This window comes from Bradyrhizobium sp. 41S5 (assembly GCF_011516665.3).
Taxonomy (GTDB): Bacteria; Pseudomonadota; Alphaproteobacteria; order Rhizobiales; family Xanthobacteraceae; genus Bradyrhizobium; species Bradyrhizobium quebecense.
This window is the reverse complement of record NZ_CP083721.1, coordinates 3,768,223-3,780,170: the sequence shown is the minus strand read 5'-3', so window position 1 is coordinate 3,780,170 and position 11,948 is coordinate 3,768,223. Positions and strand designations below refer to the sequence as shown.

12 protein-coding genes are annotated in these 11,948 nt (G+C 60.8%); 3 read left to right on the top strand and 9 right to left on the bottom strand.

The features are described from left to right. Positions 1–18 precede the first annotated feature (18 nt). Genes HAP47_RS17940 through HAP47_RS17930 form a run of 3 tightly spaced genes read right to left on the bottom strand, consistent with a single transcriptional unit; the run spans position 19 to position 2,773 of the window. The gene (locus HAP47_RS17940; RefSeq protein ID WP_173637119.1) at positions 19–1,239 is read right to left on the bottom strand and encodes an ABC transporter substrate-binding protein; all 1,221 of its coding nucleotides are present in this window, start codon (positions 1,237–1,239) and stop codon (positions 19–21) included. A 42-nt stretch (positions 1,240–1,281) separates the two neighbouring features. Beyond that, positions 1,282–2,025 (bottom strand): ABC transporter ATP-binding protein, encoded by a 744-nt coding sequence (locus HAP47_RS17935; protein WP_173637120.1) that lies wholly within the window; start codon positions 2,023–2,025, stop codon positions 1,282–1,284. Then, on the bottom strand, positions 2,018–2,773 hold the full coding sequence (locus tag HAP47_RS17930; protein ID WP_173637121.1) for an ABC transporter ATP-binding protein: 756 nt from the start codon (positions 2,771–2,773) through the stop codon (positions 2,018–2,020). The genes HAP47_RS17935 and HAP47_RS17930 overlap by 8 nt, the downstream gene beginning before the upstream one ends. Before the next feature lie 339 nt (positions 2,774–3,112). Here HAP47_RS17930 and HAP47_RS17925 point away from each other — a divergent pair, with 339 nt between their 5' ends. From HAP47_RS17925 to HAP47_RS17915, 3 genes are all read left to right on the top strand, one after another. Beyond that, entirely contained in the window at positions 3,113–3,715 is a 603-nt protein-coding gene (locus HAP47_RS17925; RefSeq protein ID WP_173637122.1) for a PAS domain-containing protein, read from the top strand. A 3-nt stretch (positions 3,716–3,718) separates the two neighbouring features. Beyond that, on the top strand, positions 3,719–4,336 hold the full coding sequence (locus HAP47_RS17920) for a hypothetical protein (RefSeq protein ID WP_173637123.1): 618 nt from the start codon (positions 3,719–3,721) through the stop codon (positions 4,334–4,336). Between the two features lie 203 nt (positions 4,337–4,539). Further along, positions 4,540–5,094 carry a hypothetical protein gene (locus HAP47_RS17915; RefSeq protein WP_176396312.1) on the top strand — a complete coding sequence of 185 codons (555 nt, stop codon included), beginning with the start codon at positions 4,540–4,542 and terminating at the stop codon, positions 5,092–5,094. A 145-nt stretch (positions 5,095–5,239) separates the two neighbouring features. Here the strand turns inward: HAP47_RS17915 and HAP47_RS17910 are convergent, their stop codons facing one another. The 6 genes from HAP47_RS17910 to HAP47_RS17885 form a co-directional block, all read right to left on the bottom strand. Continuing rightward, positions 5,240–5,626 (bottom strand): hypothetical protein, encoded by a 387-nt coding sequence (locus HAP47_RS17910; RefSeq protein ID WP_173637125.1) that lies wholly within the window; start codon positions 5,624–5,626, stop codon positions 5,240–5,242. A 44-nt stretch (positions 5,627–5,670) separates the two neighbouring features. Next, complete coding sequence (locus HAP47_RS17905; RefSeq protein WP_173637126.1) at positions 5,671–8,121, bottom strand: arylsulfatase; 2,451 nt, start codon at positions 8,119–8,121, stop codon at positions 5,671–5,673. A 274-nt stretch (positions 8,122–8,395) separates the two neighbouring features. Further along, positions 8,396–9,187 carry a hypothetical protein gene (locus HAP47_RS17900; RefSeq protein ID WP_173637127.1) on the bottom strand — a complete coding sequence of 264 codons (792 nt, stop codon included), beginning with the start codon at positions 9,185–9,187 and terminating at the stop codon, positions 8,396–8,398. 425 nt (positions 9,188–9,612) lie between these two features. After that, positions 9,613–10,008: a hypothetical protein gene (locus HAP47_RS17895; protein ID WP_173637128.1), complete on the bottom strand. Its 396-nt coding sequence runs from the start codon at positions 10,006–10,008 to the stop codon at positions 9,613–9,615. 291 nt (positions 10,009–10,299) lie between these two features. Then, on the bottom strand, positions 10,300–10,668 hold the full coding sequence (locus HAP47_RS17890; protein ID WP_173637129.1) for an ArsC family reductase: 369 nt from the start codon (positions 10,666–10,668) through the stop codon (positions 10,300–10,302). A gap of 104 nt (positions 10,669–10,772) precedes the next feature. Next, on the bottom strand, positions 10,773–11,813 hold the full coding sequence (locus HAP47_RS17885; protein ID WP_173637130.1) for an alpha/beta fold hydrolase: 1,041 nt from the start codon (positions 11,811–11,813) through the stop codon (positions 10,773–10,775). Positions 11,814–11,948: the final 135 nt, after the last annotated feature.

Sequence of the window (11,948 nt, the reverse complement as noted above, 5' to 3'; positions counted from 1 at the left end):
GGCCGGCGGGCATGATCGTCACTTCTTCAGAAGCGCACAGGTGCTCTTGTCGAGCGGCGTGAAGGCCTGGTTGCCCGGCACGGTGCCGACCAGCTTGTAGAAGTCCCACGGCCCCTTGGACTCCGAGGGCTTCTTCACTTCGAACAGATAGGCGTCGTGGGTGACGCGGCCGTTGGCCTCGACCTCGCCCTTGCCGAACAGCGGATCGTCGGTCGGGATGGTCTTCATCTTCGCGACCACCTTGGCGCCGTCATGCGGATTGCCGCCGAGCGCTTCCAGCGCCTTGAAGTAATGCAGCAGGCCCGCATAGACGCCGGCCTGCACCATGGTCGGAGGAGCGCCGTTCTTCATCTTCTCCGAGAAGCGCTTCGAGAAGGCGCGGGTCTTGTCGTTGAGGTCCCAGTAGAACGTCTCGGTGAAGTTGAGGCCCTGCGCGGTCTCCAGCCCGATCGCCTTGACGTCGGTGAGGAACAGCAGCAGCGCGGCGAGCTTCTGGCCGCCCTTGACGATGCCGAACTCGGCCGCCTGCTTGATCGAGTTGGTGGTGTCGCCGCCGGCATTGGCGAGACCGATGATCTTGGCCTTGGAGGCCTGTGCCTGCAGCAGGAACGAGGAGAAGTCGGCGGTGTTGAGCGGGTGCTTGACGCCGCCGACCACCTTGCCGCCATTGGCGGTGATGACGGCGGTGGTGTCGCGCTCCAGCGCCGCGCCGAACGCGTAGTCCGCGGTCAGGAAGAACCAGGTGTCCCCGCCCGCCTTCACCAGCGCCTGGCCGGTGGCGTGCGCCAGCATGTAGGTATCGTAGGTCCAGTGCACCGTGTTCGGCGTGCACTGTGCGTTGGTGAGATCGGAAGTCGCGGCGCCCGAATTGATGTAGACGCCGTTCTTCTCTTTCACGACGTTGTTGACCGCGAGCGCGACGCCCGAATTCGGCACGTCGACGATGGTGTCGACCTTGTCGACGTCGAACCACTGGCGCGCGATGGTGGTGCCGATATCGGGCTTGTTCTGGTGATCGCCGGAGATCAGGTCGATGGTCCAGCCCTTGGCCTTGAGGCCGGAATCCTCGATCGCCATCTGCGCCGCCAGCGTCGAGCCGGGACCGGCGAGGTCGGCATAGAGGCCGGACTGATCCGACAACACGCCGATCTTGACTGTCTTGTCGTCAGCGGAGGCGATGCTGGCGACGGAGAGCACCATCGCGGTGCCGAGCAGAAGCGCTGAAATCGTATTCCTCATGGCGTATTCCCTCAGTTCTTAAATTTTCTGGCTCGGGCGACTTCAGACGCCGAGATAGGTATGCAGCTTGTCCATGTTGGCCGACAGCTCCGAATTGGCGAAGCCGTCGATCACCTTGCCGTGCTCGACGATGTAGTAGCGGTCGGCAACGGTCGAGGCGAAGCGGAAGTTCTGTTCGACCAACAGGATGGTGAATCCCTGCGACTTCAGCCGCGCAATGGTGTGCCCGATCTGCTGAATGATCACCGGCGCCAACCCTTCGGTCGGCTCGTCCAGCATCAGGAAGCGCGCGCCGGTGCGCAGGATGCGCGCAATCGCCAGCATCTGCTGCTCGCCGCCCGAGAGCTTGGTGCCCTGGCTGTTGAGCCGCTCCTTCAGGTTGGGAAACAGCGTGAAGATCTGGTCGAGCGGCAGGCCGCCCGGGCGCACCACCGGCGGCAGCAGCAAATTCTCGCGCACGTCGAGGCTGGCGAAAATGCCGCGCTCTTCGGGGCAGAATGCGATGCCGAGCCGCGCAATCTTGTCCGACGTGGCGCGGATGATCTCCTTGTTGTCGAAACGGATCGAGCCGGTGCGCTTGCCGATGACGCCCATGATCGACTTCAGCGTCGTGGTCTTGCCGGCGCCGTTGCGGCCGAGCAGCGTCACCACCTCGCCGGCCTTCACGTTGAAATTGACACCGTGCAGAATGTGGGATTCGCCGTACCAGGCCTGCAGATCGTTGACCGTCAGCACCTCCACGCCGGCCGCAGCCACGGGCCTCTCCGCCAGTTTTGCCTCAGCCATGACCCGCTCCCAGATAGGCTTCCTTCACGCGCTCGTCCTTGGAGAGGTCGGCGTAGTTGCCCTCCGCCAGCACCTGCCCGCGCGTCAGCACGGTGATGATGTCGGAGAGGTTGGCCACCACCGAGAGGTTATGTTCGACCATCAGGATGGTGTATTTGGCGGAGATCCGCTTGATCAGCGCCGCGATCTTGTCGATGTCCTCGTGGCCCATGCCGGCCATCGGTTCGTCGAGCAGCATCATCTCGGGGTCGAGCGCGAGCGTCGTTGCAATTTCAAGTGCGCGCTTGCGGCCGTACGGCATCTCGACCGCCGGGGTGTTGGCGAATTCGCTCAAGCCGACGTCGTTCAGCAGTTCATGGGCGCGCGGATTGAAGCGGTCGAGCACGGTCTTCGAACGCCAGAAATCGAATGACGAACCGTGCTGGCGCTGCAGCGCCACCCGGACGTTCTCGAGCGCCGTCATGTGCGGAAATACCGCCGAAATCTGGAACGAACGGACCAGCCCGAGCCGCGCCACGTCGGCCGGCGGCATCGCGGTGATGTCCTGGCCCTTGTAGCGAATCTGCCCGCCCGTCGGCTTCAGGAATTTGGTCAGCAGATTGAAACAGGTCGTCTTGCCGGCGCCGTTCGGCCCGATCAACGCATGGATACTGCCGCGACGCACCTTCAGCGCAACGTCGCGAACGGCAAAGAAACCCGCGAATTCCTTGGTCAATCCGCTGGTTTCGAGAATAAACTCATCGGCCAAATAGATTCCCCCATACGCCATCGCCGCGAAGCCCGTCGCTCGCGTGGCCAGCCTTTTTCGTGTCCGACAGGTTGTCCGTACGTCTTGGAAACCGTCCGGGGGCCTGTCGCCTCCGGGCCGGAATATGCCGTCATCTGTGGCGGTTACGCAAGGTGGAAAGCTGTGCAGTGCAGTATTGGCACGACCAGTTCCGGTTGATCCTTAGTCGAATGGCCCCTGAGCGCGCTTTGCGCCTCGGAAAGCCGCCGTTAAGGGTGTTTTGCTCTGGTCTTTCCCTTTCATAGAATATTTCCGCCTCTCGCCGAAGCTCCCGCCATTGTATTAAGGGCGGTTAGAGCCTTGCATTTCGAGAGCGCCAATCCCTCGGTCATCAAGTCGATCCGGCAACGTGATTTTCTGAACACGTGGCTGCGACTTTATGCCCGCGGCCAGACCATCCCACGGATCGATGAATTTCAGCCGGAGCGGATCGAGGAAGATCTGCCCGACACCGTCTTCTTCACCGTCGACGCGACAACGCGGCCGCCGCAACTGACGATCGAGAGCGACGGCACGCGGATGGCCACCGCCTACGGACACAGCGGCAAGGGCCGCCTGCTCGACGACTATCTCGGACCGCGGCTCGCGCCGGCCGTGATGCCGGTCTACCACGAATGCATCGCGCGGAGGCTGCCGGCCTACACCATCACCGATATCGACGACATCTACGGTCACGTCGTGGCCTATGAACGGCTGCTGCTGCCGTTCTCGGACGGCGGCGCCGTCACGCATCTTGTCGCCTCGCTGAAGACGATCAGCGACAATGGCAGTTTCGAGATCCGCAATCTGATGCGCGGCAACGACACGCTGCCGAACTTCAAACTGAGCGCGATCATCGACCGCGACCTGTTCCACCGTGTCCCCGGCCGCATCCCGCCCGGGGATGTGCTCGAGTTCGGCTAGCCCATGCCATTCAGGAGCGCCGATCCATCGGTGGTGAAATCGATCACGCAGCGGGTGCTGCTGAACGCCTGGCTGCGCGCGCTGCGCATGCCGGATGCCCTTCCCTTGCTGTGCGATTTCCACACCGACGGCACCGCCGACGAGCGCGCCGACATGATGGGCTTTGACGTGGTCGGCAGCGGTGACGCGGCACGCTTCCTGATCACGCAGGAAGGCGCGCGGCTGACGACGGCCTATGGCAACGAGCACGTCGAGCCGCGACTGCGCACCAACCGCTATCTCGATGATGCGATCGGCCCGGAGCGCTATGCCGGCGTCATCCTGTCCTATCGCGCTTGCCTCGCGCGCAAGCGTCCGACCTATACGGTTGCGGAACTCTCCGACGCCGACGGCAAGGACGTGTACTACGAACGGCTGCTGCTGCCGTTCGGACGCGGCGACACCGTCGAGCACGTCATCGGCTCGTACAAGGCGATCAGCATCGAGGGCGGATTCCGGCTGCACAATCTGATGGGCGTAAAGGCCAAGGCCGTGCCTGTCGTCACCGTGCGGGCGGTGATCGACCGCAGGTTCGTGCCCGCAGATCACCCGGCGAGCCAGGATTCAGTCGAGCTGATCTAGGGCGTACTCATGAATCCGGTACGCACGTGCGCGGGATGCGATGTCCGAGTTGCCCTCAAAAGCAGACATCGACGATGCCTAAGTGAATGTCAGCAAAGGGCCACAAGCTGACATCGAATTCACCCCGGATGTGTTAGAGTTTGTCGAGCAGCGGCGATCATGAGGCCCTTATGCACAAATCCTGGCATGCCTGGCAGCCTGGCATGAAATACTTTGAACTGACCTGGGGCAACGCCGATGACGCCCCAAACCTATGCCTCCATGCGCAAGATGAGACCGACGCTCTATCCAGGGCGGAAGCATTCTACGCCAAGCATCCGGAAGCCGACTTTCCTGGCCGAAAAACCTTGCCTGTTCGGGTTCAGCCCGCGTTGAGCCATAGCAACACCATTTTTCTTAATGTTGATCTCGATATTCGCGGAGACGCGGCCGACGTGCAGATATTGCTCAGCTCGGCGCGTTCCTCGATTGTCGTTTTGATGCACGAGGACTGCGATGCATCTTTAGAGCTCGCGGAGCAACTCGCGACGCCCGAAGCCACTTTGCAGGAATTCGTCAAGTTGGTAGAAATGCTTCCGAACGAAGCGCGAGCTGCATGGGACCGACTGGAATACCGAAGGGCGGATATTGGAATACAAGCCGGAAATGACTGTCAGGCCCCCAGTTTCACGTCTGCGGTTTCCACAAAGACGCTGATGATGATTGCCAACGTTAGTCTTGAGTTGGCTTTCACAGTCTATGCCCCGAGGCCGAAATAGACGAGCCTGAGATTGTTGGAGCTTACGTCTGCTGTGGGTCAAACTGAGACCTCGCACCGGCGGGTCAGCACTTCCGGTCTTCATTCGGCATGTCGCCACAGTGCGCCAACGGACGCGATGGGCCAGACTCGGGGACATCTAGCAATCAAGGTCTCGTCCTGACCGGAAAATCGGCCGCTCCATTATCTCGCCGCGCGGCGGCGAGCCAAGCGCGACCGAGAAGGACCGTTAGAATTACGTGAAGCGCTGCCGCTGGCCATAGAAGGACGCCGGTCAAACCACCCACGAAGAAGAGGTAGGCAAAATAAAGCGTTATCAATGCGCTGTAGATCAACATGCCGACAAGTGGCGGACCCGGCCAGCACGCAATTGCCAAGGCGATCACAGCGATGCCCGCTACGCGCGCAACCGGTATTGTGACGTCGGTAAGTTGCTCGCCCAACAACAAATGCACGACGAGCGAGGGAGCAATCAACAACGCCAATCCGGTGGCGGCTTCACCGACCGCGGCGAAAGTCAGCGCGTTCTTCATCGTTTCGGCCCACGGGTGTGAGGCATCTGCCTATACTCGAGCTGTTAGGGCTTGGCTTTAGCCTCCTGCTCCGCCGTGAAAGGTTCGAGTTTGAAAGTCAATTTGTCGATCTTGCCAGTGAACTTGAACGGAGAGTCATAGCGATACTCGATCATCGCCACGCCAGTGCGGCTGTCCTGGCCAACGTCGAAGGTTTCGTCCTCCGGGAAGGTGATCGGAGTGGTATGCTCCATGGAATTCTTGGCTACTTCCTTGCCGTCTACGGAGAGGACCCCTGTTCCTCCCTTGGCCAGGCCCGGACCATCCGATTTGAAATCGAAGACGATGGTGTGTTTACCCGCGCTCAACTCGGGCCCTTCCCAAGTCGTGCGCTTGAGGTCAAGGAAGTTATAGAGGAACACGACCTTGCCCCGGCCGACGCCAAAGTCGCCCTTGCTCAGAAACAGGCCATAGCCGCCGAATCGCCCGCCTTCGGTGACGATCATGCCTTCCGCGCCGCCGTCCGGGATCGTGACCTCGGCGGTGATGGTGTAGGACTTGTTCAGGATGCTCGGCGCGGCACTCGCAGGCACGCCGCTTAGTTCGCCCGAATAGGTGAAGAGCGTTCGTCCTGCCGTTAGACTCGGGCGCGGAGCGTTCCAGCGCGTGAGCGTCGAATTGTCCAGCGGCAGCACATTGTACTTCTTCGCCTCGGAATAGAAGAGGTCCTGCATCTCCTTGAGCTTACCCGGCATCTGGGTGGCCAGGTCGTTGAACTGCGTGGGGTCCTCCTGGACGTTATAAAGCTCCCACTTGTAGCCGGTGATCACATCGGGAGGCGCCTTAGTGCTCAGCTCCCATGGCAGGGTCACCGGGGTCGTCGCCGCGACCCAGCCGTTGTTATAGACGGAGCGATTGCCGAGCATCTCGAAGTATTGCGTCGTGTGCTGGGTCGGGGCGTTCGCGTTCGCCCTGTCCCACGTGTACGCCATGCTCGTGCCTTCGATGGGGATCTGTTTGATGCCATTGATCGTATCGGGTTGCGAAATGCCAGCCGCTTCGAGGATGGTCGGAACCACGTCGATGACGTGATGGAATTGGCGACGGATGCCACCGGTGTCGTTGATGTGGCCGGGCCAGGAAACAACCATGCCCTGAGCCGTCCCGCCGAAGTGCGACGGCACCTGCTTCACCCATTTGAACGGGGTGTCCATCGCCCACGCCCAGGGAGCAGCAAAGTGCGGGAAAGTCCGTTCCGATCCCCAGAACGGATACCAAAGAAATTGGTCCTTAACCGGCACTTCAATGCCGTTGAACGTGGTGAATTCGTTCGGCGTGCCGTTGAGCATTCCTTCGGCGCTCGCGCCGTTGTCGCCACCGATGTAGATGATCAAGGTGTTGTCGAGTTGGCCAAGGTCTTCGACCGCCTTGATGACCCGTCCGATCTCATTGTCGGCGTAAGCGAGGTATGCCCCATAGATATCCGCTTGCTTGATGAAGAGCTTCTTCTCGTCAAAGCTCAGGGACTCCCACTGCGGCAATTCTTTCGGCCACGGCGTCAGCTTGGCGTTTTCGGGCATGATACCCAGCCGCTTCTGGTTGGCGAAGATGGTCTCACGCAGCTTGTTCCACCCGTCATCGAACAAGTGCATGTCGCTCACCTTCTTGATCCACTCCGGCGTCGGATGATGAGGCGCATGGGTGGCTCCCGGTACATAATAGACGAAGAACGGTTTGTCGGGTGCAACCTCCTTGAGCTGCTTCATGTACTGGATGGCCTCGTCGGCCATCGCCGTCTCCAAATTCCAGCCGGGATTGCCCTGGAACGGATAGATCGCTGTCGTATTGCGGAACAGGTTCGGTTGCCACTGGCTCGCGTCGCCGCCGACGAAGCCATAAAAGTACTCGAAGCCCATTCCGTTGGGCCACTGATTGAACGGGCCGGCCTGGCTCGATTGAAACGAAGGTGTGTTGTGGTCCTTGCCGAACCACGAGGTCGCGTAGCCGTTTTCCTTCAGGATCGTACCGATGGTGCCTTTCTCAATCGGGATGATTGTGTCGTAACCCGGAAACCCCGTTGCCAATTCGCCGACCACGCCTGTACCCACGGAGTGGTGGTTGCGGCCCGTAATGAGGGCTGCCCTCGTTGGTGAGCAAAGCGAAGTGGAATGGAAATTGGTGTAGCGCAGCCCCTGCGCGGCGATGCGATCCATGGTGGGAGTGGGTATGACGCCGCCGAAGGTACCCGGCGCTCCGAAGCCTTGATCATCCGTCATAATAAGCAACACGTTGGGCGCGCCCTTTGGCGGCACGACCCGAGGTGCCCACCAGGCCTTCGACTCCGCGGCCTTCTCCTTGATTACCCCGCCAAATTGTGGATAAGGCGGCGGAAGTTGCTTGCCGGTGATCGTGGTGGTGGCTTCGGGCGACCCCGAAACCCCTGTAACCTGCTGCGCCGATGCCGAGATGCCATTGAGGACGAGAAAGCTGACGCCTGCAAGGATGCTGATTTTCACGATGAAAACTCCCCGTTAGCAAGAGAGGGCGCGCACAATCTCCTCAAAATGCTCGCATTGAGCGGTCCGCGGCTTGATGCATATCAATTGGTCCGGACCGTCTGAGAGCCAGTGGACGTCGGCTCCGGGTCAAACTCGGAAGTCGGAGCGCGCGATCGCGACTTCCGCTTCACTACCGGCACCGGACCTTCAATAGCCAGCGCGGCACTTCCGAAAGGGGCCAACAGCGGAAGTCGCCGATCAGCCAAGATCACAAGATAAGGGATGACCCAGCCTAATCTTCGGCGAACGAATCCAAAAGCGAACGAAACCGCTTCCTTATCTCGTCGGCCTGGTAGACGTACTTGCGACTGAAACCCAATGTGAGAACGCCCCATCCGGCTCCAGTCAGATCCGCAATCGTGCAGTCAGGGCTCTTGATCGTGACCTTCTCGCAAGCAAAAACCAAAGGGCCTTCAGGCGTATCTTTCAAGAACAGATCAGAATCAGCCTCACATAATTGATACCCGGACTCGACCATAAGAAAAACGCCCGAGCCCTTCTCCTGGCACCGACGATTCCACAGAAGTCTCCGTTCCGACCAGTCCAGTTCCTTCTGCCCACCACGGATCCTCGCATTCACCTGATCTCCGTATCCGCCGTAGAACGGGCCCTTCGCGAACCTTGCAGCGTTATTGGCCGTTCTTGGCTCCAGATTGGGAAGCAGCACGTAAATTTCGAACGCAGTCTCTTTGGGATCGGCACTTGATCGATCCAGGTCCACCAAATAGTTGCGCGGAATCTTGTAGATCTTGTCGCCAAAAGCGATGGGAATCGTCCTCTCATCGAGAGACGGATAATTTTGCCAGAGCTCCTCGCGAGAGGCATGCCTTTCCAACTTCTCCGCAAAGGACTCGTGCTTCAACAGCGGGTCGGCAGGCTGATAAAGCATCTTGTAGCTCAGGAAGGAGCCTGCGATCAGCGCAATCGCAACGGCGCCACAGACAAGCCACTTCATCCGGTCGGAAGTTTCTGCGCCGGAGGAGATGCTGGTCGTGTAATATTGCCTTCGTCCAAACTCAGCCATGTCCCCAGTCCGCTTGCCGATCCTGGCACCCTCTTTTGGGTTGCTGAATTTTCGGTGAACGGGAGCAACTTATCGGCTCGTTCCAAAAGAAAGACTTGCCGAGCAAATCTAACTTTATCAATTGCGATGTCGGTTCCGTAACTGGACGCGATGCTGACGACGTCGGCTATGGGTCAAACGCGGAAGTCGGAGGGCGCAACCGCGACGTCCGCTTAAACTCCGTCACCGGACTTTCGATAGCCAGCTGGGCACTTCCGAAATGGGCCAACAGAAGACACGCCGGCTATCGGTCTATGCCTGCCGCCGACGTCAATGCTCACGGTCCTCTCGCCGCTCGCTACAAACACTCAAGCACCCGCGGGCAACGAAGCAGGCCGCGGCCCCCCTCGGCGTTCGTTGCCCAGTTCCCGTGCCGCCGCTGGCGATCACCAGCGATAGCCATACCCGCGATAGTACCCAGGGCCGTAGACGTATGCGGGGCGAATAACGCGCCGGTACGCGGGACGAGCATAGTAGGACCGGTATCCGCCGTAGTATGCGGGGGCGTAGCCGTAGTTATAATACGCTGGCGCATAGCCGCCGTAATACGCGGGGGCGTAGCCGCCGTAATAGCCATAACCCGGTCCGCCGTAGTAGCCGTAACCTGGGCCATAGGCGTAGGCGCTGGAGGCAATGCCACCAACTACCGCCGCTCCGATCAGTCCGGCCGCGAGTCCAGCGCCCCAGCCACCACCACGCCACGCTTGGGCCGGTGATGGGGCCACCAAGGCAGAGACACCGATGGTGGCAGCGGTCACTAACGCCAATGCTGCTTTCTTCATTTCCGAAGCCTCCGTTGTTCCCGGAACTTCAACCGACAATCCAGCGATAGTTTCCTCCGACCACCGTTGGCGGAACGGTTTCCGCGCAATTTAATGCTGATGAACGGCTTGGGAAAGCAAAACCACGCCGTCCCAGTGTCCGTGTCGGGTCATTTTCAACGGTCTCGGCGGGGACTATTGGCAAGCTGATGTCCGCTTCTGCCCCTAAGCGCCGGGGGTCCGGGTTGGAAGCGTTGCGATTGCCCACCCCCTGTGATTCAAACTCCCAAACTGGGGTTCGCGCGGAATGCGTCAGCCGTTCTTGCGCACCTTCGCCGGCACTTCCTTGGCGTAAATGTCCGGCTTGAAGCCGACGACGCGCTTCGGCCCGAGATCGAGCACCGGACGCTTGATCATCGAAGGCTGCTCGGCCATCAACGCCAGCGCCTTGCGCTCGTTCAACCCTTCCTTGTCGGCATCGGGCAGCTTCTTGAAGGTCGTGCCGGCGCGGTTGAGCAGCGTCTCCCAGCCGACCTCGTCGCTCCACTGCTTGAGCTTGTCCTTGGCGATGCCGGCGGTCTTGTAGTCGTGGAAGTCGTAGGCCACGCCATGGTCGTCGAGCCAGGCGCGCGCCTTCTTCATGGTGTCGCAGTTCTTGATGCCGTAGATGGTGATGGTCAAAGCCGTTCCCCGCATGCGATTGCTGCGGGGAAACTAGCCCCGCGGCAATCACTGCGCCAGATCGGACCGCGCCGGTCTCCAAACCGATCCACGCTTTCCGCAACTCAGGCCTTGCTGACGTCGATGATGGCCTGGGTGAATGCCTGCGGCGCTTCCTGCGGCAGATTGTGGCCGATGCCGCCGGTCAGGGTCCGATGCTCGTAATGCCCGGAGAATTTCTTGGCATAGGCCGCAGGCTCCGGATGCGGCGCGCCATTGGCATCGCCCTCCATCGTGATGGTCGGGATCGCGATGACAGGCGCCTCCGCGAGCGTCTTCTCGAACGCGTCGTACTTCGCCTCGCCTTCGGCGAGACCCAGCCGCCAGCGGTAATTGTGGATCACGATATCGACATGGTCGGGATTCTCGAACGCCGTGGCGCTGCGGTCATAGGTGGCGTCGTCGAACTTCCACTGCGGCGAGGCAAGCTGCCAGATCAGCTTGTTGAAATCGCGCTGGTTCTTGGCATAGCCCTCGCGGCCGCGCTCGGTCGCGAAATAGAACTGGTACCACCATTGCAGTTCGGCCTTCGGCGGCAGCGGCATCTTGCCGGCCGCCTGGCTGCCGATCAGATAGCCGCTCACCGACACCATCGCCTTGCAGCGCTCGGGCCAGAGCACCGCCATGATGTTGGCGGTGCGCGCACCCCAATCATAGCCGCCGAGCACGGCCTTCTCGATCTTCAACGCGTCCATCAGCGCGATGATGTCGGCGGCGACCGCGACCGGCTGGCCGCTCCGCATCGTGTCGCTGGCGAGGAAGCGTGTGGTGCCGTAGCCGCGCAGATGCGGCACGATCACACGATAACCGGCCTCGGCCAGCGCCGGCGCGACATCGGCGTAGCTGTGGATATCGTAGGGCCAGCCGTGCAGCAGGATCACGGCGGGACCCGACGCCGGGCCCATCTCGACATATCCGGTATCGAGCACGCCGGCATTGATCTGCTTGACCGGACCGATCGTGGTGTGGCCGCCAGCCTTGACCGTGGGCAGCGCCGTCCTGGATTGAGCCTGAGCCGATCCAATGAAGCCGAGCCTGGAAGCGGCGAGGATCCCGCCGGCGATGCCGAGGAAGCGGCGGCGTTGCTGATTGATGGATTGGGACAAGGCGATCTCCTTACGTCTGGTGTCGAAGTCAATATTGCAGAGACCGACCCCGCCCGCTTTCAGAGAACGTGGATTTGTCCTTCAGACCGTCGTGATTTTGGCCCCGCGCCGCCTGTGCTAGGTTCCGCCCCGGAT

Coding starts and splice junctions, on each gene's coding strand:
- HAP47_RS17940 (WP_173637119.1), bottom strand. CDS start 1,239: ATGAGGAATACGATTTCAGCGCTTCTGCTCGGCACCGCGATGGTGCTC.
- HAP47_RS17935 (WP_173637120.1), bottom strand. CDS start 2,025: ATGGCTGAGGCAAAACTGGCGGAGAGGCCCGTGGCTGCGGCCGGCGTG.
- HAP47_RS17920 (WP_173637123.1), top strand. CDS start 3,719: ATGCCATTCAGGAGCGCCGATCCATCGGTGGTGAAATCGATCACGCAG.
- HAP47_RS17915 (WP_176396312.1), top strand. CDS start 4,540: ATGAAATACTTTGAACTGACCTGGGGCAACGCCGATGACGCCCCAAAC.
- HAP47_RS17910 (WP_173637125.1), bottom strand. CDS start 5,626: ATGAAGAACGCGCTGACTTTCGCCGCGGTCGGTGAAGCCGCCACCGGA.
- HAP47_RS17900 (WP_173637127.1), bottom strand. CDS start 9,187: ATGGCTGAGTTTGGACGAAGGCAATATTACACGACCAGCATCTCCTCC.
- HAP47_RS17895 (WP_173637128.1), bottom strand. CDS start 10,008: ATGAAGAAAGCAGCATTGGCGTTAGTGACCGCTGCCACCATCGGTGTC.